Genomic DNA, 22912 nt, shown 5'->3' on the forward strand with positions numbered 1-22912 from the left:
AAACCGTGTACCCCGCGCACGGAATCGCGGCATACACGGTTCAACCATGGGGCACCAGACCCCTGGGCATTACTTGCGCAGCCCGAGCTTTTCGATCAGCGCGCGGTACGAATCCGGTTTGCTACCCTTCAGGTAGTCCAACAGCTTGCGGCGGCGGCTCACCATGCGCAGCAGGCCGCGGCGGGAGTGGTGATCCTTGGTGTGGAGCTTGAAGTGCCCGGTCAGCTCGTTGATACGAGCCGTCAACAGGGCCACCTGGACTTCAGGAGAACCGGTATCGCCGGTGGCGCGCTGGAATTGCGCAACGATGTCGGATTTGACGATATCTGCAACAGACATGCTATGAACCTCTAGTACAAGCGGCAGCACCGAGGCGTGCGGCCGTGGGATGAAAAAAAGCACCACGCAAATGTGGCACGGCGCTCATTATAGCGGATCGGGCGTGATCCAGCGCTGTCCGCAGACGATCAGTGCGGTGCGCCGCTATCGCTCGTGCCACCGCCGCGCATACGCTGCCCCAGGCGCCGCGCCCGACGCACTCGCCACAGCCAGGCGATCCAGCCCGACAGGCTGTAGAGAATGAACAGCCCGAACAGCACGACAGGTGGGTCGCTGGACACGAACACAAACACCGCCACCAGCGCGATCATCACCCAGAACGGTACGCTACGCCCCAGTGCAAAGGATTTGCCACTGAAAAATGGCGCATTCGACACCATGGCAATGCCGGCATACACCGTGAGGCCAAACGCAGCCCAGGCAATGAAGCCGCCCGAAAGCGACAGCTTGTTGTCCACCGACAGCCACACGAAACCGGCGACCAGCGCCGCTGCCGCCGGGCTGGGCAGACCCTGGAAATACTGTTTGTCGACCTTGCCGATATTGGCGTTGAAGCGCGCAAGCCGCAGCGCCGCACCGACCACATATACGAACGCGGCCAGCCACCCCCAGCGGCCCAGCCCCAGGAGCGACCACTGGTAGACCACCAGCGCCGGCGCCATGCCGAACGAGACCATGTCCGCCAGCGAATCGTACTGTTCGCCAAACGCCGACTGGGTATGCGTCAAACGCGCGACCCGACCGTCCATGCTGTCGAACACCATCGCCAGGAAGACCGCCATCGCGGCGACTTCGAAGTTGTGGTTCATTGCCTGGACCACGGCGTAGAAACCGGCAAAGAGATTGGCAGTGGTAAAGGCGTTGGGCAACAAATAGATGCTGCGGCGTCGCTGAGGTTCGTCAGGCATGGATTCAGGCAACGGATTCATCGGCGTTCGGAAAAACAGGCAGTTCAGCCAGGACCGTGCTGGTCGCGTGGACTTTGTCGCCCAGGGCGACTTTGGGGCGGGAGCCTGGGGGCAAGTATACGTCTACCCGCGATCCGAAGCGGATGAACCCATAGCGCTGGCCCGCGTAGAGCCGCTGCCCCACATGCGCGTGACAAAGAATGCGCTTGGCGACCAGCCCCGCCACCTGCACGGCCGTCACCATCTGGCCATCAGCCGTGAGCAGCACCATGGCATTGCGCTCGTTTTCCAGGGATGCCTTATCCAGGGAGGCGTTGAAGAACTTGCCGGCGAAATAAGTGAGCGACTGGACCTCTCCATCAACCGGGGCCCGGTTGGAATGGACGTTGAACACGTTCATGAACACGCTGATCTTCAGCGCGGCACGATCGTCGGCATACGGATCTGTCGCGTCCTCGACGCAGACGATTCGCCCGTCGGCAGGACACAGGACCAGCCCAGCCCCCTCGGGCGCCTCGCGCACCGGATCCCGGAAAAACTGCAGCGCAAAGAGCGTGAAGATCCAGAACGGAACAGAGGCCCAGCCCGACCATGCACCCACCAGCAGCGACACGATCACGCCGCCCGCCAGGATGGGCCAGCCCTCGCGGGCAATCAGGGGATGGGGATAAGGTGGGATCTTCATGGTGCGCAAGGATAACTCAATTCAGGATGTTGACACAGAATGCCGGGAGCCGACAGCCGCGCCGGCATTCCGCGAACCGGGCCGCACGGTCATGCAAAAGGCTGATGCCGCGGCAACGGACGGATGTCTCCCCCCAACCACAGCACCAGCCTCGTGACTACATGATCCTGCAGGCAGGCGGGTCAACCCCCGCCCTCGTGCAGAGGTCGGTAGGATCAGTTCTTGCTCTGATCCACCAGCTTGTGCGCCGCAATCCAGGGCATCATCGCCCGCAGCTTGCCGCCAACCTGTTCAATCTGCAATTCAGACGTGAGACGACGGCGGGAGGAAAGTTCCGGCGCACCCGCCGCGTTTTCCAAGATGAACCGCTTCGCGTAGACACCGGTCTGGATGTCATGCAGGACATCCCGCATGGCCGCACGCGACTCGTCATTGACCACACGCGGGCCGCTGACGTACTCGCCGAACTCCGCATTGTTGGAGATCGAGTAGTTCATGTTCGCGATCCCGCCTTCGTAGATCAGATCGACGATGAGCTTGAGCTCGTGGCAGCATTCGAAATAGGCCATTTCAGGAGCGTAACCAGCATCCACCAGCGTCTGGAAGCCCGACTTGATGAGCTCCACCGCCCCACCGCACAACACAGCCTGTTCACCGAACAGATCAGTCTCGGTTTCCTCACGGAAAGAGGTTTCGATGATACCAGCACGGCCGCCGCCATTGGCCATGGTGTAGGAGAGCGCCAGATCGCGCGCCTTGCCGGAATAATCCTGATGCACCGCGATCAGCATGGGCACACCACCGCCCTGCGTGTAGGTGCTGCGCACCGTGTGGCCCGGCGCCTTGGGGGCGATCATGATGACGTCGATATCGGCGCGCGGCACGATTTGCCCATAGTGGATGTTGAACCCGTGGGCAAAGGCCAGCGCGGCACCCGGCTTCATGTGGTCGGCAATCTGCGTGCGGTAGACCTGGGCGATATGCTCGTCAGGCAGCAGCATCATGACGACATCCGCGCTCTTGACGGCATCCGCGACTTCCTTGACTTCGAGCCCGGCGTTGACGGCCTTGTTCCATGAAGCCCCGCCCTTGCGCAGGCCCACCGTGACATGTACGCCAGAATCATGCAGGTTCAGCGCGTGCGCATGGCCCTGGGAACCGTAGCCGATGATGGCTACATGCTTGCCCTTGATGAGGGAGAGGTCGCAGTCTTTGTCGTAGAAAACTTTCATTCGGTACTCCGTTGATTTTTTGCAATTCTGAAAACAGGGATTCGGGGTTGCCCCCGAGACGGCTACAGCTTGAGGACGCGCTCGCCACGCCCCACCCCCGACACGCCCGTGCGGACGGTTTCCAGGATGGCGCTGCGATCCAGCGCGTCGATGAAGGCGGCGATCTTGTCCTGCACACCGGTCAGTTCGATGGTGTAGGTCTTGTCGGTGACATCGATGATGCGGCCGCGGAAAATCTCCGCCATGCGCTTCATCTCGTCACGTTCCTTGCCCACGGCACGCACCTTGATGAGCATGAGTTCACGCTCGACATGGGGCCCCTCGGACAAGTCCACGACCTTGACGACATCGACCAGGCGATTCAGGTGCTTGGTGATCTGCTCGATGACCTCGTCCGGACCGACCGTCACGATGGTCATGCGCGACAGCGTGGGATCTTCGGTCGGCGCCACGGTCAGCGTTTCAATGTTGTAGCCACGAGCCGAAAACAGGCCCACCACCCGCGACAGCGCGCCCGGCTCGTTTTCCAGCAGAATGGAAATGACGTGTTTCATGATTTCGATCCCCTCACAGATCCTCGGAACCCAGCAGCATTTCGGTCAGGCCGCGGCCTGCCTTCACCATGGGCCAGACGTTCTCGGTCTGATCAGTGATGAAATTCATGAACACCAGGCGGTCCTTGTGTTTCGTGAACGCCTCGCGCAACGCCGGTTCGACATCGGCCGGTTTCTCGATCTGCAGACCGACGTGCCCATAGCTTTCCACCAGTTTGACGAAATCCGGCAGTGCATCGACGTAGGTCTCGGAATACCGCGACCCGTAGTCGATCTGCTGCCACTGGCGAACCATGCCCAGGTAACGGTTGTTCAGGCAGAGGATCTTGGGCGTCAGGCGATACTGCTTGCAGGTGGACAGCTCCTGGATGTTCATCTGGATGGAGCCCTCACCGGTAATGACAGCCACGTCGCGCCCTGGATTGGCCATTTGCACGCCCATGGCAAACGGCAGGCCCACGCCCATGGTGCCCAGGCCGCCTGAATTGATCCAGCGGCGAGGTTCGGGGAACGGGTAGTACTGGGCTGCCCACATCTGGTGCTGCCCTACGTCCGAGGTGACGAAGGCCTGCCCGCGCGTGATTTCCCAGAGCTTCTGGATCACGAACTGCGGCTTGATGATGGTGTCGGAGTGCTCATAGTCCAGGCACTTGCGTGCACGCCATGTGTCGATCTGCTTCCACCAGGCATCCAGCCGATGCTCGGTGCCGCTCTGCTCGGCCAGCGCCTGCGCGTACAGGCCAATGAGATCCTGCAGGACCTCCTTGACGTCGCCGACGATGGGCACATCCACGCGCACCCGCTTGGAAATCGAGGACGGGTCGATGTCGATGTGGATGACCTTGCGCGGCACTTGGGCAAAATTGCGGGGATTGCCGATCACGCGGTCGTCGAAACGAACGCCGATGCCCAGCAACACGTCGCTGTTTTGCATGGCCATGTTGGCCTCGTAGGTGCCGTGCATACCCGGCATCCCCACGAACCGCTCGTCAGTGCCCGGCATGGTGCCCAGCCCCATGAGGGTCGTGGTGCACGGCGCGCCGGTCACACGGACCAGCTTGCGCAGTTCGTCGGAGGCATTGGAGAGCACCACACCGCCACCCGCGTAGATCATGGGCCGCTCAGCCGACAGCAGAAGCTGCACCGCTTTCTTGATCTGGCCTTGGTGCCCTTTGGTCACAGGCGAATAGGACCGCATCACCGTGGGCCCGCGCTTGGGCACGAACTTGCAGGTCGCCACTGAGACGTCCTTGGGAATGTCCACCAGCACCGGGCCGGGCCGGCCCGATCGGGCGATGTAGAAGGCGCGGCGCATGGTCTCGGCCAGATCCTTCACATCCCGCACCAAGAAGTTGTGCTTGACGCAGGGCCGGGTGATACCCACGGTATCGCATTCCTGGAACGCGTCCTGGCCGATCGCATGGGTGGGTACCTGGCCGCTGAGGATGACCATCGGGATCGAGTCCATGTAGGCCGTGGCAATACCGGTGACGGCATTGGTCACGCCTGGTCCGCTGGTGACCAGACAGACACCGATCTTGTCGGAAGAGCGGGAGTAAGCATCGGCTGCGTGAACGGCGGCCTGCTCATGTCGCACGAGAATGTGCTGGAATTTGTCTTGCTTGTAAATCGCGTCGTAGATGTAGAGGACCGCGCCGCCGGGGTAGCCAAAGACATGGTCTACGCCTTCCTCGATCAGACAACGGACGACGATGTCGGCGCCATTGAGTTCCATCATGGGTTCCTTTCATGACCAGTGCTCTGCACCAAGCAGTCAACCATCGACCCGGGCCACGACCGATGATCCACGACACGACCGACGCTGGGCGGTTCACGGAACCGCTTTGCCCGGCCACCCCGTGGGAACGGTCTGCACCCCTTGGCACAAGACACGAGCGCTCAGAGAGCGCGGGAGGTAGAAATGGACGCCTCGGGCGACGCTTGTGGCGGTCCCTGAAGCATTGAACAGGTTCGGAGTCCCGGGTGCATGGCCCGGATGTTCGCCTGATCGATTTGCCTGGATGCAACAAATCGAGGCACTAATTTAATGCATTGCAACATTCGCCGCAAGCGACCGCACCCCCGACGAAATATCAATTCGAGTCCAGCGCCGAATTCCCTATACTTGAGAGAACCGCCGCACTGGCATCTCGACGACCGGCTGCATGACATCGACTACTTCTCAGTTGCAGCGATTCTTCTACAGCCACTATTTTTTTGGCGGGCTGCGCCAGTCCGTTGGCGTCCTCCTGCCGGCATTCATATTGTGGGGAATCTTCGGCTGGGTGGCGGGCGGTTTTGTGGCGGCCGTAGGGGCGGGCTGCGTGGCGATCCTCGATCAGCCAGGCGGACCACGCCGTTATGGGATCAACGGCATGGTGGCCGCCCTGTGCCTGAGTTCGCTGACCACGGCGATCACGGGGCTCGCGTCCAGCTACGCGCTGGCCATCTGGCTTACCGTCCCAGCCCTGTGTTTCGCTTTCTCGATGCTGACGGTCTACGGCAAACACGGCGGGCTGCTCGGGTTTGCCTGCCTGCTCATCATGACGCTGACCATGCGCATCCCCATGGCGCCGGCCGACGTCTGGCAGCACACACTGACATCCTTCCTGGGCGGAGCGTTCTATCTGGTCTACAGCGCAATCGCGCACCGTGTGCTGTGGCACCGGGAAGAACAGCAGGCTTTGTCGGTCGCCCTCTTTGCCACCGCCGACTACATCGCAGCCCGCGCCTGTTTCTACGACGTGCACCTGGATCTGGAGGACAGCTACCGGCAGCTCGTCCACCACCAGTCAGCCACGACCGACGCTCACCAAGTGGCGCGCGACATGGTACTGCGGGAGCTGCCGCGCGGCACGCGATCGCGTGGTGACCGGTTGCGCCAGGGCCTGCTGAACCTGTTCGTGGACATGGTGGGGCTGCTCGACAGCATGGTGGCCACCCACACGGATTACGCGACCCTACGCCACGCTCTGCCTGACAACGACTTCCTGCTGTTCGCGCGGGACGCATTGATCAAGCTGGCGAACAACATTGGCGGGCTTGCGCTGAACGTTGCACGCAACCGGCACACCCAAGTGCGCAACAGCGTCAAGGCCGAACTCAGAGCCATGGAGTTCGAGCTGCAGCAGTTGCGCGAGTCGGGGCTGACCCAGTCGAATCCCGAACTGTACGCATTACTGGTGCAAGTCCTGCGCAGAATCCGCAACATGACGAACCGCGTCGACCGGATGGCTGAGCACACCCAGAGCCAGGTGCTGCCGGTCGCCGACACTGCACGTGAGAACAAGACGCTGGACCGCTTCTTGACGCGACAGAAATGGCGTTGGGATGTGCTGGCGCGCAACCTGAACATGCAATCGGTGCACTTCCGCTACGCCCTGCGCGTGGCCGTGGCTGCCATGGTGGCCATGGCCATCGGTCTGGTCATGGGTCATGCCTCCATCGTGCGCACACTGGACCCGGGCATGGCCGGGCATAGCTACTGGATCATCCTGACCGTGCTCATCATCATGAAACCCGGCTTCGCGCTGACCCGACAGCGCAACGGCTGGCGACTGATGGGTACGCTGCTAGGGTGCGGATTCGCGCTCATCCTGTTCGCGCTGGTGGAAAACCAGGCAATCTTCCTGTTCATCCTGGTCATCTGCAGCATCCTGGGCTACGCACTGGTCCAGGTCAATTTCACGCTTTCGGCACTGGCCAACACGATGATGGTGCTGCTGGTATTCCACCTGCTCATTCCGGGGTCGAATGCCGTCGTGGGAGAGCGCCTGATCGACACACTGATCGGCAGCGCTCTGGCGCTTGCCTGCAGCTACCTCCTGCCAGCCTGGGAACGCCAGAATCTGGACGCACTGGCGCGGACGCTGCAAACCGCCAATCTGGAATTCCTGCGCAGTGGTCTGGACTACGTGCAGGCCCAGCGCGCCGCGCGATCGAGCGGGACAGCACCCGCCAATGATACCCAGACAGAAGCACAGGTGAACTGGAACGTGGCGCGCAAGAACGTGCACCTGGCGTTCAGCAATTACACCGCGGCGTTCCACCGAATGATGGATGAGCCGGCGCGCCGCCAGCGCCATGTCCCGGTACTGAACCGGCTGCTGATCCAGCACCACACGCTGGCCTCGCAGATCGCGGCCGTCATCCCGCACCTGGCACGCATGGATGGCGAGCCCAAAGGGATCGCGCAGGCGATCGAGACCACCCTGGACCTGCTGCAGGACCGCGATGCCACACCACCGAACGTGATCGAAACCGAGGGCGACCTGGCCAGCATCGCCTACCCTCTGCGCCAGATGACCAAGGCCGCCAGAATCATCCGGGAAGACATGTCGGAGCTGGAGCCAACACCATCACTGGCCCCCTCGCCGCAACACCACGCAGCGACCGGCTGACGTCCTCGTTCGCAGGATGCGCAGCGCCGGAACGCCGTGCGCCGGGCTCAGGAATGGGCGCGCCGGAAGACCAGACGGTCTGGGGTGGAAGCATCGGCCATGTAGCGGTAGCCGTCCGAGTCGAACTTGCGCAGACCCTCGGCCGAAGTGATCCGGTGATCGATCACAAACCGCGCCATGAGGCCCCGGGCGCGCTTGGCGTAAAAGCTGATGACCTTCCAGGCGCCGTTTTTCTCGTCCTGAAAGACACAGTCCACCACACGCGCCTGCAGGGCCTTCAAGTCCACCGACTTGAAATACTCGTTGGATGCCAGGTTCAACAGCACACGATCGCCGCCAGCATGGTCCAACCGGCGATTCAGTTCCTGCGCGATACGGCCGCCCCAGTAGGCATACAGCGTGCGGCCGCGCTTCGTGTGTAGCGCAGTCCCCATCTCCAGACGGTGAGGTTGAATCAGATCCAGCGGCCGCAACACGCCATACAGACCACTGAGAATGGCGAGATGATCCTGGGCCCAGGAAAGCCGCGCATCGGACAGTTCGGATGCGCGCAGGCCCTCATAGACGTCGCCGTTGAATGCCAACGCAGCCTGCCGCCCCTGGCGCGCATCTGGCTCGTCCACCCAGGACGCATAGCGATCGGCATTCAGCCGGGCCAGCGCATCCGATAGATCCATGAGCCGAGCCAGGCGGACGGGCGTTTGCCGCTGCATGATCCGGACCAGTTCAAGAGCCTCCCCGGAGAATACCGGGTGGGTCTGCAGTGTGGTGCGCACCGGCGTGTCATAGTCCAGCTTCTTCGCCGGCGACAGGACCATCAGCATGAGAAAGACTCCGTGAATTTGGCGACCCGAGCAGCCCACGCAGGTCAGGGTACGTCATTAAAGCAGATCAAGCACCCGTATGTGGTGCTTGTTCTCCGGGCACGCAGGCTGCTAATATGACGCCGCACTGGAGATGGCATGCCTCCATGAACCGCCCGAGGATCGGGCTGATGATGCCTACAACCACCGGAAACGGGTTGTAGGCATTTTTTGTGCCACCCGTACCCGGAATACCTGATTCATTCAACCGACCAAAGGATTCCCGTGCCGACTCTGACTTACTCACTGATTGCAATCGTCCTGGGCGCCGGTGCCGGTGCCGTTCTGCGCTGGTGGCTAGGTATCACGCTGAACGCCGTTCTGCCGACCCTGACGCTGGGCACACTCGCCGCCAACCTGCTGGGCGGCTACATCATCGGAGTCGCAGTCGCCTGGTTCGGCGCCCACCCTGGATTTTCGCCGCAGCTGCGGCTGTTCATCATCACGGGATTCTGTGGCGGGCTCACCACGTTCTCGACCTTTTCAGCCGAGCTCGCCCTGCTGCTACAGGAGGGGCGCTACGGCTGGATGGCCACTTCCATGGTGGTCCACGTCGGCGGCTCACTGGCGATGACACTACTGGGCATCGCAACCGTGATGTCGCTGCGCGCCATCCAGGGTTGAGCCGCCCGACGCCGTACGCCTGGCGACCGCATCACCAATTGCACGACCCAGTGACGGCACCGCCAGCCCCTTCAGGGCACCTTATTCAGCCAGGAAGGGGTCCCGAATTTTTCCCGAATGAGCCGCTCGGCTGTCGCCTGCTCCGCCGCCGTGAGCGCACCTGGCCGCAACCCATGCCGCTGCCGGAAGACGTCCAACATGCACGCGATGATGTCCTCACGCGGCAAACCCGTCTGGCGGCGTAGCGGATCAACCCGTTTGGCCGCAGAGGTGGTGCCCTTATCGGACAGCTTTTCACGCCCGATGCGCAGCACCTGGACCATTTTCGCCGCATCCATGTCGTACGCCATGGTCACGTGATGCAGCATCGCCCCGCGCCGGCGCGCCTGGGCGGCTCCGCCGATCTTGCCATCGTGCGACGTGATGTCGTTCAGCGGCTGGTACCAGGCCTTGACGCCAACCTTCCCGAGCGCTTCCAGCGCAAAGGCATCCATGCAGGCATACGCTTCCTGAAAGCTCATGCCTGCGACCAGCGCCTCGGGAGCGTAGATCGAATAGGTGATGGCGCTGCCAGGCTCCACGAACATGGCGCCGCCGCCGCTGATGCGGCGCACGACTTCTACCCCGAAGCGCTCGGCTGCAGCCATGTCGACCTCGTTCTTCAGCGATTGGAAGATGCCGATGATGATCGAGGCAGCCGACCATTCCCAGATGCGCAGCGTGGGCGTACGGCGCCCCGCCGCAACTTCGTCGAGCAAGACTTCATCCAGCGCCAAATGCTCAATCGGCCTCTGGGGCGGCAGGTGAATGAGCTGCCAGTCATAGTCCTTCCACTGCGCACGCGCGGGCTTTTGCGTCATGACAGCGCCCTCTGGATCACCACCGCGATTCCCTCGACGGTGATGCCATACATCATGACTTCAGGGTTCAGCACGCTTTGCACAGCCCGCTCGATGGGCACGGCATTGCCGTCAGCTGGCAGCCCGACCAGTGCGGCATTGATGGCGTCCAGCGTCTCGGGCGGCTCCAGAAAGAAGTCACCGGACAACTGAACGGCCTGCAGGCGACCATCGGCCACCTGCAAATCCACGACCAGGAGTTTTCCACCCGGAATCTTGTATTCGGCGTGACGCGCCGCTTGAAACTGCGTCACTGCATGAACCAGCCGTGACTCACCACCAGCGACTGGCCAGTCAGTGCATTGCTCGGGAAGGCGGCAAAGGTCAGCGCCACTTGGGCGACGTCATCCACCGTCGTGAATTCACCATCGACCGTGTCCTTCAGCATCACGGTCTTGATCACGTCGGCTTCGCTGATTCCCAGCTCCTGGGCTTGTTCCGGTATCTGCTTTTCCACCAGCGGCGTGCGCACGAATCCCGGGCAGATGACGTTGGTACGGATGCCGTAGGGCGCGCCTTCCTTGGAGATGACCTTGGCCAGCCCCTCGAGCCCGTGCTTTGCCGTCACATATGGGCTCTTGAGCTTCGAAGCTTCCTTGGAGTGCACCGAACCCATGAAGAGGATGCAGCCGCCACGCTTGGAGGCGATCATCTGGCGCACCGCCGCACGTGATGTCAGAAAGCCGCCATCCAGATGCACGGCCAGCAGCTTTTTCCAGTCCGAGAATTTGAAATCCTGAATCGGCGCAACAATCTGAATGCCGGCATTGCTGACGGCGATGTCCACATAGCCCAGTTGTTTCTGGACAGCGTCGAACCCCCGGTCGACCGCCGACTCATCCGTCACGTCCATGGCGACCGCCATGGTCTTCACCCCCTTCCGGGCGATGGCGTCCGCCGTCGCCTGCGCCGCATCCAGTTTCAGGTCGGCGATGACGATATTGGCACCCGCGTCGGCGAAGAGTTCGGCGATCCGCTTTCCCAAACCGCTCGCAGCCCCCGTAACAATCGCGTTCTTGCCCTTCAGACTCAGGATGGGGCTGGCATGGACGTCGGCAGACGATTGAATGCTCATGATGCTTTCTCCGGAAAATGTGGTCGATGCGATAGAGCATACAGCGATTCGCTGACCGCCCGATTACACTGTGGAACGCGCCATCATCGCCGGAGCACCAGCATGGACACGTCATTCGCTCACCTGCCGAAACCCGTCACACTGGAAGGCTACGGGGTACGGCTGATCCCCCTGTCCCTGTCGCACGCACCCGGCCTGCGCGCCGCAGCGGCCGATGGCGAACTCTGGCAACTGCGCGTCACCTCTGTCCCGAGTCCGGATGATACCGAGGACTACATCACCAACGCACTGAACGCTCAGGCCGAGGGCCACATGCTGCCCTTCGCCGTGCTGGACGATCATGGAACCATTCTGGGTACGACGCGGTATCACGACATCGTCCCCGCCATTGCAAGGCTGGAAATTGGCTATACCTGGTATGCCGGATCACGCCAGCGCACACACGTGAACACGGCCTGCAAACTGTTGCTGCTGCAACATGCCTTCGAGCAACTGGGCGCCGCCATCGTCGGCTGGCGGACGGACAATTTCAACGTGGCTTCGCAGCGTGCCATCGAGCGCCTGGGGGCCAAGCGCGACGGTGTGTTGCGTCACCACGCGCTGCGCCGCGATGGCACGGTGCGCGACACCGTGATGTACAGCCTGCTCACGGGGGAATGGCCAGAGGTCCGCGCACACCTGCTGTACCTGTTGACGCGACCACGGTGACGTCGGCGGCCCCTGCGGGCCAGCACCTGCTGCACCCCCCTATGTATCCTTGTGAAATACATGCCGCGTCCGGTCGAGGCTGAACGGCATGACGGTCCCGCCATGCTGCGAAACGGCCGACTGGGCGACCGCATGGCGGACAAGAAGCGATCACAAATGCAGGTTCCGCACCACGAACACTATTGTCTTCAGGCGACTTATGGTAAATTAGCAATAGCTAAATTAGTATTTCCTAAACAAATGTTTTTCTGGCCGACTGTCGATCCAGCAGCACCCCTGGCAAGCACCGATACGGGCCTTCTCAGGCCGACAGCCACACAAAACACTCACTGGAGAACCTCATGACAATCGAACGCGCAGTTCTGGCCTTTGCCGGCGCCGTGGTCCTGATCAGCCTCGGGCTGGGCTATTTCATATCCCCCTACTGGTTCTGGCTGACGGCATTCGTTGGTCTGAACTTGTTCCAATCCGCCTTCACCGGATTCTGCCCACTGGCCAAGATCCTGAAAAAGCTCGGTCTGAAACCGGGTTGCGCATTTCCATCCTGACAGCTCAAACACAGGCACACCATGCTTGCAACTTCGCGCAGCCTCATGCTGCTGGCCTTGGTTCCTGTGGCCGCCCAGTGCGTGGCCCAATCAGCGCCGATCCCGCTGCCAACCCAGACCGTCGAATCCACTTCGCCGGTCCAGTATGAAGTTTGGGACGGGGTAGTGGAAGCCACCAGGGACACGACGATTGCGGCGCAAACCAATGCGAAAGTGCTTGAACTACCGTTTGACGTCGGCGACTCTTTCACCAAAGGCGCTGTGCTGGCGCGCCTGAGCGACGTCGAACAGCAGGCGGGCCTGCGCAGTGCGCAGGCCCGGCTCACCGCGGCTCGGGCCGAATCCCGCGAAGCGGGGATCCATTGGAAACGCACCGCCGAACTCTCCCAGCAGCACGCCAACTCCCAAGCCCAGCTCGACGCGGCAACCGCCCGGCGAGATACCAGTCGCGCCAATCTGGATGCCGCACAGGCTGCCGTTCATAGCGCCGAGCAGCAAGTCAGCTACACCGTAATCCGGGCACCATTCGATGGTGTCATCCTGCGTCGCTTTGTGCAGGCAGGTCAGGCCGTACAGTCCGGGCCGCCCGAACCACAGCCGATACTATCCATCGCGGCCCTGGACTCCCTGCGAGTGGACACGGTCGTACCGCAAACAAGGGCAGCAGCAATCCGCACCGCGAACGAGGCCACCATACGGCTCGACGGAAACCGGGACATCACCGGCATCCGGATCACGGTTTTTCCTTACGCGGACCCCGCCAGCCACACTATCCACGTCCGTGTCGATTTGCCCGGCAAGATCGAGAACCTCTATCCTGGGATGACGGTTCCGGTCGCTTTCCCAGTGCCTGGCCTGCCACGGCTTCTGATTCCCTCCAGCGACATCATCAGCCGAGGCGAACTTGCCGCCGTGTATGTCCTGGGCCCGAATGACGATCTGAGCCTGCGCCAGGTGCGTCTGGGCCGCGAGTCCGGTGGTCTGATCGAGGTTCTGGCCGGTCTGCGGGCGGGAGAAAGGATCGTGACCGACACCACAGCCGCCGCACAGTACCTAGCCCGACAACACGCCGCCGGAGGGCCACACCCGTGACCACTCCCCCGCTGAGCTTCGCCGGCCGGGTCGCCCGCACCTTCCAGGATCACCCGCTGACACCGATTCTGGCCATCGCCGCCGTGCTGATCGGCCTCGCGGCGCTGCTCATCACGCCCCGGGAAGAAGAGCCGCAGATCGACGTCACGATGGCGAATGTCACCGTGCCTTTCCCGGGAGCAAACGAACTGGATGTCGAAAACCTCGTGGCCTCACCGCTGGAAGAGCGCCTGGCCGGGATGCAGGGCGTCAAGCACATCTATTCCGTCAGCCGGCCCGGAGTGGCCATACTGACGGTGGAGTTCCAGGTGGGCGTGCCGAGGCAGACCGCCCTAGTGCGGCTCCATAACCAGATCGCCCAGAACCGGGACCTCTGGCCGGCCCATTTGGGCGTAGGCCAACCTCTTGTCCACGCCATGGGCATCGACGATGTCCCGATCATGGCCCTGACGCTGTGGACCGATGATTCGCAGCGCGGTCCCGTGGATCTCGCCGCAGTCGCCCACACGCTCGAATCGCACATCAAGAGCATCCCGGGCACCCGCGATGTCTATACGATCGGCACCCCTGATCGGGCAACCGTGCTACGGTTCGACCCGGCAAAATTATCCGCTTACGGGCTGACGCTCAACGATCTGATCCAGACGCTGCGGTCGGCCAACATCGTCGCACAGGCGGGCAGCCGCATCGCGGACGACCACGACATCCCGCTGACTGCCGGAACGCATCTCGGCGAAGGTGACCTTGCCGGTCTCGTGATTGGCACGAAAAACGGCCAACCGGTCCTCCTGTCCGATGTGGCGGACATCAGGCAAGGCGCGGACGATCCGGAACGCTACGTTTGGTTCGGCACCCCGCCAGGCCGGGGTGGCCCCGCCACCGGCATGGCTCCCGCCCTGACGCTGGCCATTACGAAGCTGTCCGGCACCAATGCCGCCGACATCACCCAGGCGGTTCGCCACCAGATCGACACGCTCAGCGGAATCGACATCCCGGCGGGGGTTCACATCGCGGTCACGCGTGATTACGGCCAGACTTCCACCGACAAGGCGGGAAGCCTGTTGAACCACCTGTTTCTGGCGACGCTGTCGGTTGTCGCACTCGTCCTGCTGACCCTGGGCTGGCGCGAGGCCATCGTGGTCGGCAGCGCCGTGATCATCACGCTCATGCTGACACTGTTTGCATCCTGGGCCATGGGGTTCACGGTGAACAGGGTGTCGTTATTCGCCCTCATCTTTTCAATCGGAATTCTGGTGGACGACGCCATCGTAGTGGTCGAGAACATCCACCGCCACAGGGCACTAGGCGGCCGCAATCTGCTCGAAGTCATCCCGGAAGCCGTCTCCGAGGTCGGCGGCCCGACCATCCTCGCCACCCTGACGGTGATCGCCGCCTTGCTGCCCATGGCGTTCGTCTCGGGCCTGATGGGCCCCTACATGCGACCGATCCCCATCAATGCCTCGGCGGGCATGCTGCTGTCGCTCACCGTGGCGCTGATCGTAACGCCCTGGCTTTCGCTGCGACTACTGGGGCGGCACCACGAGCCCACCGCACCGTCGGCTGCGGAAAACGGGCGCGAAGGCCGCCTGTCACGAACATTCCGGCACCTGATGACGCCTTTCCTTGAAGGACGACAAGCCGCACGCCGACGATCCCTGCTGTTTGCCGCCATGGGCCTGCTGGTGCTTGGCGCCATTGGCCTGGTGGTCATGAAGGCGGTGATCCTGAAAATGCTGCCGTTCGACAATAAATCCGAATTTCAGGTCGTGGTCGACATGCCCGAAGGCAGTACGCTGCAGACCACGAACCAGTTGCTGGTCCAGATGAGCCAGGCGCTGAACAATGTCCCCGAAGTCCTGGACTATCAGGGCTACGCGGGCACCAGCGCGCCGGTAACCTTCAACGGCCTAGTCCGCCAATACTATCTGCGCAGTGGTCCTGTAGTCGGTGATCTCCAAGTCAACCTGGTGGACAAGAGCGAGCGATCGCGCCAGAGCCACGCGATCGCCCGGGCAGTCCGGCCCATGCTGGCCCGGATCGGTGCCCAGTACGGTGCCTCCGTCAAAGTGGTGGAAGTGCCGCCGGGACCGCCCGTCCTGGCGCCTATCGTCGCCGAGATCTATGGTCCCCGCTACGCGACGTTGCAAACGCTTGCCCAAGGCCTGACGACGAAGTTTCGGAATGACACCGATCTGGTGGACATCGACACCAGCGTCGAAGCGGATTCAGTGCGGACCATTCTCGCAGTCGATCGGCCCCGCGCCAGCCGCCTCGGACTGAACCAGGCGGACATCGTAGAGGCAATCCGGTCGTCGCAGGCGGGCGCCGACGCTACCTATATGATGAACGGCCGCACGCGCCAGGCCATCCCGATCCGGCTGCGCCTGAGGGCGGGCGATCAGGCGGCACTCGACGCCCTGCTGGGCCTGCGGCTGCGCGCCAGCACCGGGGCCCTGGTCCCCCTGGCGTCTGTCGTCAGCGTGCAGCGGGCCCCGGGTCAAAAGGCGATTTACCACAAGGACCTGCGGCCCTACACCTACGTCACCGCCGACGATGCAGGCAGCACCGACAGTCCGCTATACGGCATGTTCTCCATGGTATCGACGCTGAATCGGGAGAAGATCGACGGCCACACACTGGCGCAAACCTTCGTCAGCCCGCCTAACGATCCGACCGCATACACCGTGAAATGGGACGGCGAATGGCAGATCACCTACGAGACTTTCCGCGACATGGGTATCGCCTACGCTGCGGGACTGGTGCTGATCTATCTGCTGATCGTTGCACACTTCAAGCGTTACATGATGCCTCTGATCATCATGGCGCCGATCCCGTTGACCATCATCGGGGTCATGCCCGGCCATGCGCTGCTGGGCGCGCAATTCACCGCGACATCGATGATCGGCATGATCGCACTGGCGGGCATCATTGTGCGAAATTCAATTCTGCTGATCGATTTCATCGATCTCTCGCTCGCGGGCGGCAAGCCACTGGCCCAGGCGGTCGTCGATGCGGCCGCGATACGCGCCAAGCCAATCATGCTGACGGCCTTCGCAGCCATGATCGGCGGCTTTTTCATCCTGAGCGACCCGATCTTCCAGGGGCTGGCGGTATCGCTGGTCTTCGGGATCCTGGTCTCCACGCTTCTGACCCTGCTGATCATCCCGCTGCTGTATTTCGCCTGGCTGAACCGCCACGGTACCCCGAACGAGAAAACTCCATCGTGACGACCCCCTCACCCCGAACCCCCGACACCCGCGTGGCGCGCCCCGGCCAGGCCGGCGGCCGGTCGCGCGCGGCCGGCCGGCCATGGGCCATGGTCGCGATCAGCCTGGTTCTGTCGGGCTGCGCCGTCGGGCCCACGTATCAGAAACCATCCCCGCCGGCAGTATCCCGGTATACGCACCAGCCGCTGCCCGCCCAGTTACCCGCTGGCGACGCTGGCTCCCCCACCACAACGATCGAAAAGCAGAATATCCGCTATGGCGGACCGGTCGAGCAACGATGGTGGGACAATTTCCACTCACCGGCCCTGAGTGCCCTGGTGGACAAAGCGCTGGCCCATAATCCGGACATTGCTGCCGCACAGGCAACGCTGGAACAGGCCGAATATCAGCTGCGAGCAAGCCAAGGTGGCCTGTTTCCACAAGCCAGCGCGGGGGTCTCGAGCGGCCGAATACGAGATTCGGGAGCCTCCAGCAACGGCATGACGGGGCCTCAGCTGTTCGACCTTCACACAGGGCGGGTTTCGGTCAGCTACTTGCCCGATGTCTTCGGCCTGACCCGGCAGCAAATCAAAGGAGCGGACGCCCAGGCCGACGTGGCCCGCGAACAGCTCGCGGCTGCGCAACTGACCATCACCGGCCGTGTCGTCAGCACCGTTCTGGACATCGCACGCCTGGAGGAGACCATCCGCACACTGACAGACAACTGGAATGCCTCGCAAAACATACTGGAATCGACCCGTGCACGCTACCGCTTGGGTGCCATCTCTCAATTCGAAATGCTGGCGCAAGAGAAACAGTCTCTCGACATCCAGTCGCAACTGACCCAGCGGCAGAAGGACCTCGATCAGGTGCATCATCGATTGGACATCTATCTTGGCGAGTTCCCCGGCAACGCGGGCAAAGAGAAAATCCCCTCGTTCTCAGAGCTGGCCCTGCCCCAGGAGTTGCCGCTCAGCCTGCCGTCTTCTCTGGTCAATGCACGGCCAGACATCCGCGCGGCCGAAGCGCAGTTGCGCGCAGCCAACGCCCAAGTCGGCGAAGCAGCGGCGCGCCTGTATCCCAGGATCCAGATCACGGCCGATTTCGGCAGACAAAGCAATACAGCCGCGACTTTCTTCAACCCAGCCAGCCGTATCTGGGATCTGGCGGGCGGACTGATCATGCCCCTGTTCCAAGGTGGCACGCTTCGAGCGGAAAAACAGGCGTCTGAGGCGGCCTATCGCGCGGAACTCGCCCGGTACCGGTCGACGGTCCTGAAAGCGTTTCTCGAGGTTGCCGATGTCCTGCAGGCGTTGCGACATGACGCCGACGATTCTCAATCTCGGGAACAGACCATGCTGGCGGCCAAGCAGTCTCTTGCCCTCAGCAGCGCGCAGTACCGCGCCGGAGAGATCGATCGTCCCGCCCTGCTGGCGGGCGAAATGCAGTATCGCACGGCACGGCTTGCGTTCGTTGCGGCCGCGATTCAGCGCTACGCAGACACGACGGCGCTCTATCTGGCGCTGGGTGGGGGCCATCCGGCCTCAGCTCGCCCATCGCAGCCATGAGTTCCGCTGCGATGCGGGCCGCTGGAAAGGCATTCCCAGAGAGCTCGATATGCCCAGAGTGATATATATTAGATTCATCTAAATTAATGAATGCTAAAATAAGACGGTGACCTTCCTGAGGCCGCCTCCATTCAGACGCTGTACCCCTATCGGCAACGGATCGATCGGATTGCGGGAAAACAGTCATTGCCCAAATCGTGGCCAACGAGCGGACGACGCCCCGTCCGCTCGGACCACACGGGCGGGAAATGGAAACATTGGAAAAGATTCTAGATCTTGATACATCGGGACTGGACGCGCATGCGGAAGAGGCCGCGGCCCTGTTGCGGGCCTTGGCGAACCCGCGTCGCCTGCGGATCCTGTGCTTGCTGACCGAGGGTGAGCGCAATGTCGGAGCCATACATGCTCACTTCCCGGCAATCAGCCAGTCCGCACTTTCGCAGCATCTTGCCAAGCTGAGGCAGGACGGTCTCGTCGTGGCGCGCAGAGAGGCGCAAACCATGTGGTATTCACTATGCGCCGGTCCGGCGGAACAGATGGTCGCCACGCTGCATCGCATCTATTGCTCTTCATAGGGAACATACCCCTACCCCCGCATGCGCCATGGTTGACAGTGACGAGGGGCGGAAGTACGGTCAAAGGGCAATCCTTTTCAGGAGGGATCTGACATGGTACAGACCGATACTCCGTCTGGGACCCCGCGGCCCAAGGACAAAGCGCCACAGGACCCGCAAATCTGCCCACAGTGTGGCCACGCGCTATATGAATGCCAATGTCCAGACCGCTGGGAAAACGAGGGCGGCGCGACGCCGCCACCGGATGACAGCGCCGCCTCATAGCCTCATAGGGCTCGACGTCCTGCTGTGAAATGGCTGACCAGGGCGCAAGACATGGGCAGCCACATCAACAGGTGGCTGGAGCCCAAACAAAAATCCCTGTAAATCGTCGAATTTACAGGGATTTGTATAATGACTTTGTGGTGCCAGGAGAGGCAACAAACAATCAGCAAATACGCCATTCTCCGAACATTCGGCTTTTGAAAGCACCCAAACTGGTACCCAAAAATCATTGCTTGCCTTCTTTTGGCTACTTTCCTTTTCCGCGCGTACCAGGTGCGTGCCGAAGCCACAAAAGCGAAGGGCTCCGATGTTACCCAGGTTAGAAGCCCGGGGTTCGGAACCCTCGAAGAGCAACAGTGCCGCCCTTGCCGACAGGTGTAGGCGAGGCGGCCTCCGGCGACAAGCGTCAACCACCGGCCCTCTTGAGCGGGGTATTCGGGACGCACCGCAGATGCGTTGCCCACTGGGTGCCGTCGGGGCTGCGGCTGTTTCCTACGTGGCGTACCCCTGTCACCTTGAAGTCACCGGAGAACGTCGCCTGATAGTTGTATACCCCGGGCCATGCGTTCGATGTCATCCCCACCATGCCCGGGGAGTTGGTCAGCGCTGGCGGCATCCTCACCAGACCACCGACCTGTACATCACCACGCAGCACGACGTCAATCTGCATCGTGCCCACATCGACCCATGTCGGCTGAGAGAGCAGGTCTGGAATGTTCAGCTGAACCACCCCCGGCTGCACGGTGCCGTCGTAGGCTACGATAGTCCGCCCTCGGATGGCAATGTCCACCCAATGGCGTGGGCCGAGGACTTCCTCCGAAGTGTCCTTGATCGCCATGGCCAGCCCGCTCAAAGTGCCGCAAACGTGCGGCATATCTTGGTCGGCAATGATCTGGTCAGAGATTGAGACCTCTACCGGGTTGTTCGGATACGCCATCTTGAGGCAGCTTTCCAAGGCTTCCGAGAGCTTCTGCCCACGCCTCCAGACGAGCACGAAATTGCCGGGATGTTCCATCGTGTAAACGGACGGATAGATCACAAGGCTAATGTGCTGGTCGGTACCCTGCCAGTTTCCGAAGCCTTGCACTACTTCGCCGACCATGAGCAATCCGCGCTGGGTCGGATCGGCAAGTGGCAGGCCTTTTGCCATGCCGCCCAGAAGCTCCAGCGTTACGCCGGGTTGGTAATTTCCCTGCGCATCGTAGTGCCGCCCGAAGTTTGAGGATTGCGCCAGATCCTGCAGGCTCACGCCCCAGAGTGTCAAAGTGCTGCCGCCAACCGGCGTAGCGTACGGCGTCGCGATCACGTCAAATCCAAGCATCAATGCCCCAGGATCCCAAACACCATTCGGGTGAGTCGTCCAAGTACGGGACGGCTTCGACGCACCGGGCGCGTACATGTTTAGTTCGTAGAATCGCATTCTCAATCTCTTCAAGGATGTTCCGCAGCCTCGGATGGGGCGGCGTGTTGTGCGGGGTGGTGGTTGAATCTGTCTAGTGCCTGTCAAGGTTCCGCAGATCTGCGAGCGCCCGCACACCGCCCGCTAAGTTGCACAAACCCCATGGATTTTTTTAGCCCGGCTACCCGCGACCTTTTTCCCTGTGACTTCCCCCGTGACTTCGCACATCGTCACAGGGTCAACCTCCGGCATACCCAGCCGCCGACGGTGCCAGTTCGCAATGTTCAACGTGGTCTTGAGCAATCCCTCGACGCTGCGCGGCCCGGTACTCGCTCCACCGTGCAGCTTGCAGCGCCCACCTTTGCCAGAGCCGACACGGCGGCACGGGTGCCCCTCCCGAGTCTTGGCCAGGCACAGGTTCTCACCGGTGGCGCGCAACTTCTTCATGAGGTGCCGCCCCATCTCCGAGTCCGGGTCGACCTCCGCTTTGATGACCTGAGCGCGGCATCGATCGGTGTCCACCTGCGCCTGCGCGAGACGCTCTTCAGGGGGAACACTTAGAAACGCTACAGCCGCACGGTATGACATTCTGGCCATGTGGCTCTCCTAATCGTCGTCCGGCAAACCCAGCACGGCCACCAGGTCGGCCACCAGATCCAAACGCCGCCGCTGATACCTCAGGACCCACTTGTTGATGGTCTGCCCGACATCTTCGTATCGGACAACTTCTGCAATGCCGCCCATTCCGTCTCCGGCAGCGGCATTGAGCAACACCTTGCCGGGCGAGATAGGCGAAATCTCCACGCTGAACTTTGAAGCCGTAGTCTGGTAAATGTGGCGCGTAAAGTTCTCCACGATTAACGACTCTGTCTCAGCGTCCTTTGCCTCTTCGTAGGCTTTTGCGATCTGGAAACGCTCATCGTTTGTGAGCGGGATAACCCATCGTGCGGCGTCAGTCTCGGCCACCACATGATCGGGGTGCCGTTTCAGATCGGCCTTGATAGTGACATCGCGCTTCCCGGTGGCCTCCTGTACGGCTGGGGCACTGTCTTGGTTGCTGTCTTGCTTGTTGAAAACCTTCATGTTGAAACCTCTTCTTTAGCCTTCGTTGATTTCCGTAATGCCCGTCTTTCCGACCACAGCCCGCTTGTGGCGAACCTGATACGGACTCATGACCGCCTGCGCGACAAGATCCAGACCGGGCCTCCATGTGCCATCCTTCGCTTGGAAGACCTTCGGCGTGAGTGTCCCTGTCATCGCCACCGCATCGCCGTCAGCCAGGGCCTGCAGGACGTGCTGCGCGGCCTCGTCAAAGACGATCACGCTCACCATGAGCGTGTCGCCGCCCGCCGTCGCCACGCGAAGCTTGGCCGTGGTGTAGGTGTTGCCGTTACGCCCGGTGCCGGTCTTCGGTGCACCGTAGAGCTTGCCTTGTATGATTGTGTCAATCATTGCGTGATCCTCTTGTCAGTCGCCTTGTCGAACGCCAGCCGGTAGGCCGTCCATAGCTCCATCCCCGCATCACACCGTCGCAGATCGGGGTTCATCCCGGCGGCAATGCACTGCCCGCAGGCGAAGTGATGGCGGTAATAGGCATCGGCCAAAGGTCGCCACTCGATGGCCTGGGCTGATACCGTGGTGACCTCTGTTTCCGCGCGTACCTCGGTGCGTACCTTCACCTGGGGGCTTTCCGCCAGGTCATGAAAAGTCATGTGGTCGCCGCCTCGGGCTGGATCGTTGGCAGCCGCCTTGCCGGTCGCTGGTACGGTTCCGATCTGAGGTTTTCTCAGGTCCGGTGCCGGTGCCGTGAGGGTCGCGGAATCACCCGCTGCCGGCGCCGCCAGCCAAGCATCCAGACCGGCGAGCATGTCAGTTTTGGGCATGGCCAGCCTCCAAACTTGTTTCCCTTCCCCGTTTTTGGGGTGCCACGGGTGCCACAGGTGCCAAGGCCAGTATCCATGCGGGTCTCCGCG

Annotated in this window: 23 protein-coding genes and 1 riboswitch; of the genes, 8 read left to right on the forward strand and 15 right to left on the reverse strand. The window is 62.0% G+C overall.

From position 1 onward, the window contains the following. Window positions 1–69: 69 nt before the first annotated feature. The 6 genes from rpsO to EPN31_RS14040 all read right to left on the reverse strand — a co-directional run bounded on the left by rpsO (window position 70) and on the right by EPN31_RS14040 (window position 5453). The gene (rpsO, locus tag EPN31_RS14015) at window positions 70–339 is read right to left on the reverse strand and encodes a 30S ribosomal protein S15 (protein ID WP_291774310.1); all 270 of its coding nucleotides are present in this window, start codon (window positions 337–339) and stop codon (window positions 70–72) included. A 128-nt stretch (window positions 340–467) separates the two neighbouring features. Beyond that, window positions 468–1247 (reverse strand): CDP-diacylglycerol--serine O-phosphatidyltransferase, encoded by a 780-nt coding sequence (pssA, locus tag EPN31_RS14020; RefSeq protein WP_291774313.1) that lies wholly within the window; start codon window positions 1245–1247, stop codon window positions 468–470. A gap of 4 nt (window positions 1248–1251) precedes the next feature. Then, on the reverse strand, window positions 1252–1932 hold the full coding sequence (locus tag EPN31_RS14025) for a phosphatidylserine decarboxylase (RefSeq protein WP_291774315.1): 681 nt from the start codon (window positions 1930–1932) through the stop codon (window positions 1252–1254). 215 nt (window positions 1933–2147) lie between these two features. Then, window positions 2148–3164: a ketol-acid reductoisomerase gene (gene ilvC / locus EPN31_RS14030; RefSeq protein ID WP_291774318.1), complete on the reverse strand. Its 1017-nt coding sequence runs from the start codon at window positions 3162–3164 to the stop codon at window positions 2148–2150. A gap of 62 nt (window positions 3165–3226) precedes the next feature. Continuing rightward, window positions 3227–3718 carry an acetolactate synthase small subunit gene (ilvN, locus tag EPN31_RS14035; protein WP_291774321.1) on the reverse strand — a complete coding sequence of 164 codons (492 nt, stop codon included), beginning with the start codon at window positions 3716–3718 and terminating at the stop codon, window positions 3227–3229. Window positions 3719–3731: 13 nt separating this feature from the next. Then, a complete protein-coding gene (locus EPN31_RS14040; RefSeq protein WP_291774537.1) occupies window positions 3732–5453 on the reverse strand; it encodes an acetolactate synthase 3 catalytic subunit in 1722 nt (573 codons plus the stop codon). Between the two features lie 430 nt (window positions 5454–5883). On the opposite strand from EPN31_RS14040, the gene EPN31_RS14045 reads away from it, so the two are divergent. Beyond that, the gene (locus EPN31_RS14045) at window positions 5884–8118 is read left to right on the forward strand and encodes an FUSC family membrane protein (RefSeq protein ID WP_291774324.1); all 2235 of its coding nucleotides are present in this window, start codon (window positions 5884–5886) and stop codon (window positions 8116–8118) included. Window positions 8119–8165: 47 nt separating this feature from the next. Here EPN31_RS14045 and yaaA read toward each other — a convergent pair whose 3' ends face one another. Next, the gene (gene yaaA / locus EPN31_RS14050) at window positions 8166–8942 is read right to left on the reverse strand and encodes a peroxide stress protein YaaA (protein ID WP_291774326.1); all 777 of its coding nucleotides are present in this window, start codon (window positions 8940–8942) and stop codon (window positions 8166–8168) included. A gap of 120 nt (window positions 8943–9062) precedes the next feature. Next, window positions 9063–9129: riboswitch (Fluoride riboswitch) on the forward strand. 86 nt (window positions 9130–9215) lie between these two features. Here yaaA and crcB point away from each other — a divergent pair. After that, entirely contained in the window at window positions 9216–9605 is a 390-nt protein-coding gene (gene crcB, locus EPN31_RS14055; RefSeq protein WP_291774540.1) for a fluoride efflux transporter CrcB, read from the forward strand. A gap of 71 nt (window positions 9606–9676) precedes the next feature. Here crcB and EPN31_RS14060 read toward each other — a convergent pair whose 3' ends face one another. Genes EPN31_RS14060 through EPN31_RS14070 form a run of 3 tightly spaced genes read right to left on the reverse strand, consistent with a single transcriptional unit; the run spans window position 9677 to window position 11537 of the window. Then, the gene (locus EPN31_RS14060; protein WP_291774329.1) at window positions 9677–10465 is read right to left on the reverse strand and encodes a biotin/lipoate A/B protein ligase family protein; all 789 of its coding nucleotides are present in this window, start codon (window positions 10463–10465) and stop codon (window positions 9677–9679) included. Next, on the reverse strand, window positions 10462–10758 hold the full coding sequence (locus EPN31_RS14065) for a lipoate protein ligase C-terminal domain-containing protein (protein WP_291774332.1): 297 nt from the start codon (window positions 10756–10758) through the stop codon (window positions 10462–10464). Before EPN31_RS14065 ends, EPN31_RS14060 begins: the two co-directional genes overlap by 4 nt. Then, window positions 10755–11537 (reverse strand): 3-hydroxybutyrate dehydrogenase, encoded by a 783-nt coding sequence (locus EPN31_RS14070; RefSeq protein WP_291774542.1) that lies wholly within the window; start codon window positions 11535–11537, stop codon window positions 10755–10757. Before EPN31_RS14070 ends, EPN31_RS14065 begins: the two co-directional genes overlap by 4 nt. 144 nt (window positions 11538–11681) lie before the next feature. Here EPN31_RS14070 and EPN31_RS14075 point away from each other — a divergent pair, with 144 nt between their 5' ends. From EPN31_RS14075 to EPN31_RS14100, 6 genes are all read left to right on the forward strand, one after another. Continuing rightward, on the forward strand, window positions 11682–12287 hold the full coding sequence (locus EPN31_RS14075) for a GNAT family N-acetyltransferase (RefSeq protein WP_291774335.1): 606 nt from the start codon (window positions 11682–11684) through the stop codon (window positions 12285–12287). A 341-nt stretch (window positions 12288–12628) separates the two neighbouring features. After that, the gene (locus tag EPN31_RS14080; RefSeq protein ID WP_291774338.1) at window positions 12629–12835 is read left to right on the forward strand and encodes a DUF2892 domain-containing protein; all 207 of its coding nucleotides are present in this window, start codon (window positions 12629–12631) and stop codon (window positions 12833–12835) included. A 21-nt stretch (window positions 12836–12856) separates the two neighbouring features. Beyond that, a complete protein-coding gene (locus EPN31_RS14085; RefSeq protein ID WP_291774341.1) occupies window positions 12857–13927 on the forward strand; it encodes an efflux RND transporter periplasmic adaptor subunit in 1071 nt (356 codons plus the stop codon). After that, window positions 13924–17154 carry an efflux RND transporter permease subunit gene (locus EPN31_RS14090; RefSeq protein ID WP_291774344.1) on the forward strand — a complete coding sequence of 1077 codons (3231 nt, stop codon included), beginning with the start codon at window positions 13924–13926 and terminating at the stop codon, window positions 17152–17154. Before EPN31_RS14085 ends, EPN31_RS14090 begins: the two co-directional genes overlap by 4 nt. Beyond that, the gene (locus tag EPN31_RS14095; RefSeq protein WP_291774347.1) at window positions 17151–18701 is read left to right on the forward strand and encodes an efflux transporter outer membrane subunit; all 1551 of its coding nucleotides are present in this window, start codon (window positions 17151–17153) and stop codon (window positions 18699–18701) included. Before EPN31_RS14090 ends, EPN31_RS14095 begins: the two co-directional genes overlap by 4 nt. Before the next feature lie 248 nt (window positions 18702–18949). Then, window positions 18950–19276 carry a metalloregulator ArsR/SmtB family transcription factor gene (locus tag EPN31_RS14100; protein WP_291774350.1) on the forward strand — a complete coding sequence of 109 codons (327 nt, stop codon included), beginning with the start codon at window positions 18950–18952 and terminating at the stop codon, window positions 19274–19276. Window positions 19277–19946: 670 nt separating this feature from the next. On the opposite strand, the gene EPN31_RS14105 is transcribed toward EPN31_RS14100, so the two are convergent. From EPN31_RS14105 to EPN31_RS14125, 5 genes are all read right to left on the reverse strand, one after another. Then, window positions 19947–20960, reverse strand: a complete 1014-nt coding sequence (locus EPN31_RS14105) for a hypothetical protein (protein WP_291774353.1) — start codon at window positions 20958–20960, stop codon at window positions 19947–19949. A gap of 123 nt (window positions 20961–21083) precedes the next feature. Next, a complete protein-coding gene (locus EPN31_RS14110) occupies window positions 21084–21536 on the reverse strand; it encodes an HGGxSTG domain-containing protein (protein WP_291774356.1) in 453 nt (150 codons plus the stop codon). A gap of 9 nt (window positions 21537–21545) precedes the next feature. Then, window positions 21546–22022, reverse strand: coding sequence for a hypothetical protein (locus EPN31_RS14115; protein ID WP_291774359.1), 477 nt, complete (start codon window positions 22020–22022; stop codon window positions 21546–21548). Window positions 22023–22037: 15 nt separating this feature from the next. Beyond that, entirely contained in the window at window positions 22038–22391 is a 354-nt protein-coding gene (locus EPN31_RS14120) for a single-stranded DNA-binding protein (protein ID WP_291774362.1), read from the reverse strand. After that, window positions 22388–22822: a hypothetical protein gene (locus EPN31_RS14125; protein ID WP_291774365.1), complete on the reverse strand. Its 435-nt coding sequence runs from the start codon at window positions 22820–22822 to the stop codon at window positions 22388–22390. Before EPN31_RS14125 ends, EPN31_RS14120 begins: the two co-directional genes overlap by 4 nt. Window positions 22823–22912 lie beyond the last annotated feature (90 nt).

The organism is Castellaniella sp., from assembly GCF_004321985.1.
Classification (GTDB): domain Bacteria; phylum Pseudomonadota; class Gammaproteobacteria; order Burkholderiales; family Burkholderiaceae_B; genus Castellaniella.

Excerpts from the sequence above, each read along its gene's own strand:
- EPN31_RS14120 (WP_291774362.1), bottom strand. The coding sequence starts at position 22,391 with ATGATTGACACAATCATACAAGGCAAGCTCTACGGTGCACCGAAGACC.
- EPN31_RS14105 (WP_291774353.1), bottom strand. The coding sequence starts at position 20,960 with ATGCGATTCTACGAACTAAACATGTACGCGCCCGGTGCGTCGAAGCCG.
- ilvN (WP_291774321.1), bottom strand. The coding sequence starts at position 3,718 with ATGAAACACGTCATTTCCATTCTGCTGGAAAACGAGCCGGGCGCGCTG.
- EPN31_RS14110 (WP_291774356.1), bottom strand. The coding sequence starts at position 21,536 with ATGGCCAGAATGTCATACCGTGCGGCTGTAGCGTTTCTAAGTGTTCCC.
- rpsO (WP_291774310.1), bottom strand. The coding sequence starts at position 339 with ATGTCTGTTGCAGATATCGTCAAATCCGACATCGTTGCGCAATTCCAG.
- EPN31_RS14100 (WP_291774350.1), top strand. The coding sequence starts at position 18,950 with ATGGAAACATTGGAAAAGATTCTAGATCTTGATACATCGGGACTGGAC.
- EPN31_RS14040 (WP_291774537.1), bottom strand. The coding sequence starts at position 5,453 with ATGGAACTCAATGGCGCCGACATCGTCGTCCGTTGTCTGATCGAGGAA.
- pssA (WP_291774313.1), bottom strand. The coding sequence starts at position 1,247 with ATGCCTGACGAACCTCAGCGACGCCGCAGCATCTATTTGTTGCCCAAC.
- yaaA (WP_291774326.1), bottom strand. The coding sequence starts at position 8,942 with ATGCTGATGGTCCTGTCGCCGGCGAAGAAGCTGGACTATGACACGCCG.
- ilvC (WP_291774318.1), bottom strand. The coding sequence starts at position 3,164 with ATGAAAGTTTTCTACGACAAAGACTGCGACCTCTCCCTCATCAAGGGC.
- EPN31_RS14125 (WP_291774365.1), bottom strand. The coding sequence starts at position 22,822 with ATGCCCAAAACTGACATGCTCGCCGGTCTGGATGCTTGGCTGGCGGCG.
- EPN31_RS14045 (WP_291774324.1), top strand. The coding sequence starts at position 5,884 with ATGACATCGACTACTTCTCAGTTGCAGCGATTCTTCTACAGCCACTAT.
- EPN31_RS14080 (WP_291774338.1), top strand. The coding sequence starts at position 12,629 with ATGACAATCGAACGCGCAGTTCTGGCCTTTGCCGGCGCCGTGGTCCTG.
- EPN31_RS14025 (WP_291774315.1), bottom strand. The coding sequence starts at position 1,932 with ATGAAGATCCCACCTTATCCCCATCCCCTGATTGCCCGCGAGGGCTGG.
- EPN31_RS14115 (WP_291774359.1), bottom strand. The coding sequence starts at position 22,022 with ATGAAGGTTTTCAACAAGCAAGACAGCAACCAAGACAGTGCCCCAGCC.
- EPN31_RS14075 (WP_291774335.1), top strand. The coding sequence starts at position 11,682 with ATGGACACGTCATTCGCTCACCTGCCGAAACCCGTCACACTGGAAGGC.
- EPN31_RS14085 (WP_291774341.1), top strand. The coding sequence starts at position 12,857 with ATGCTTGCAACTTCGCGCAGCCTCATGCTGCTGGCCTTGGTTCCTGTG.
- EPN31_RS14060 (WP_291774329.1), bottom strand. The coding sequence starts at position 10,465 with ATGACGCAAAAGCCCGCGCGTGCGCAGTGGAAGGACTATGACTGGCAG.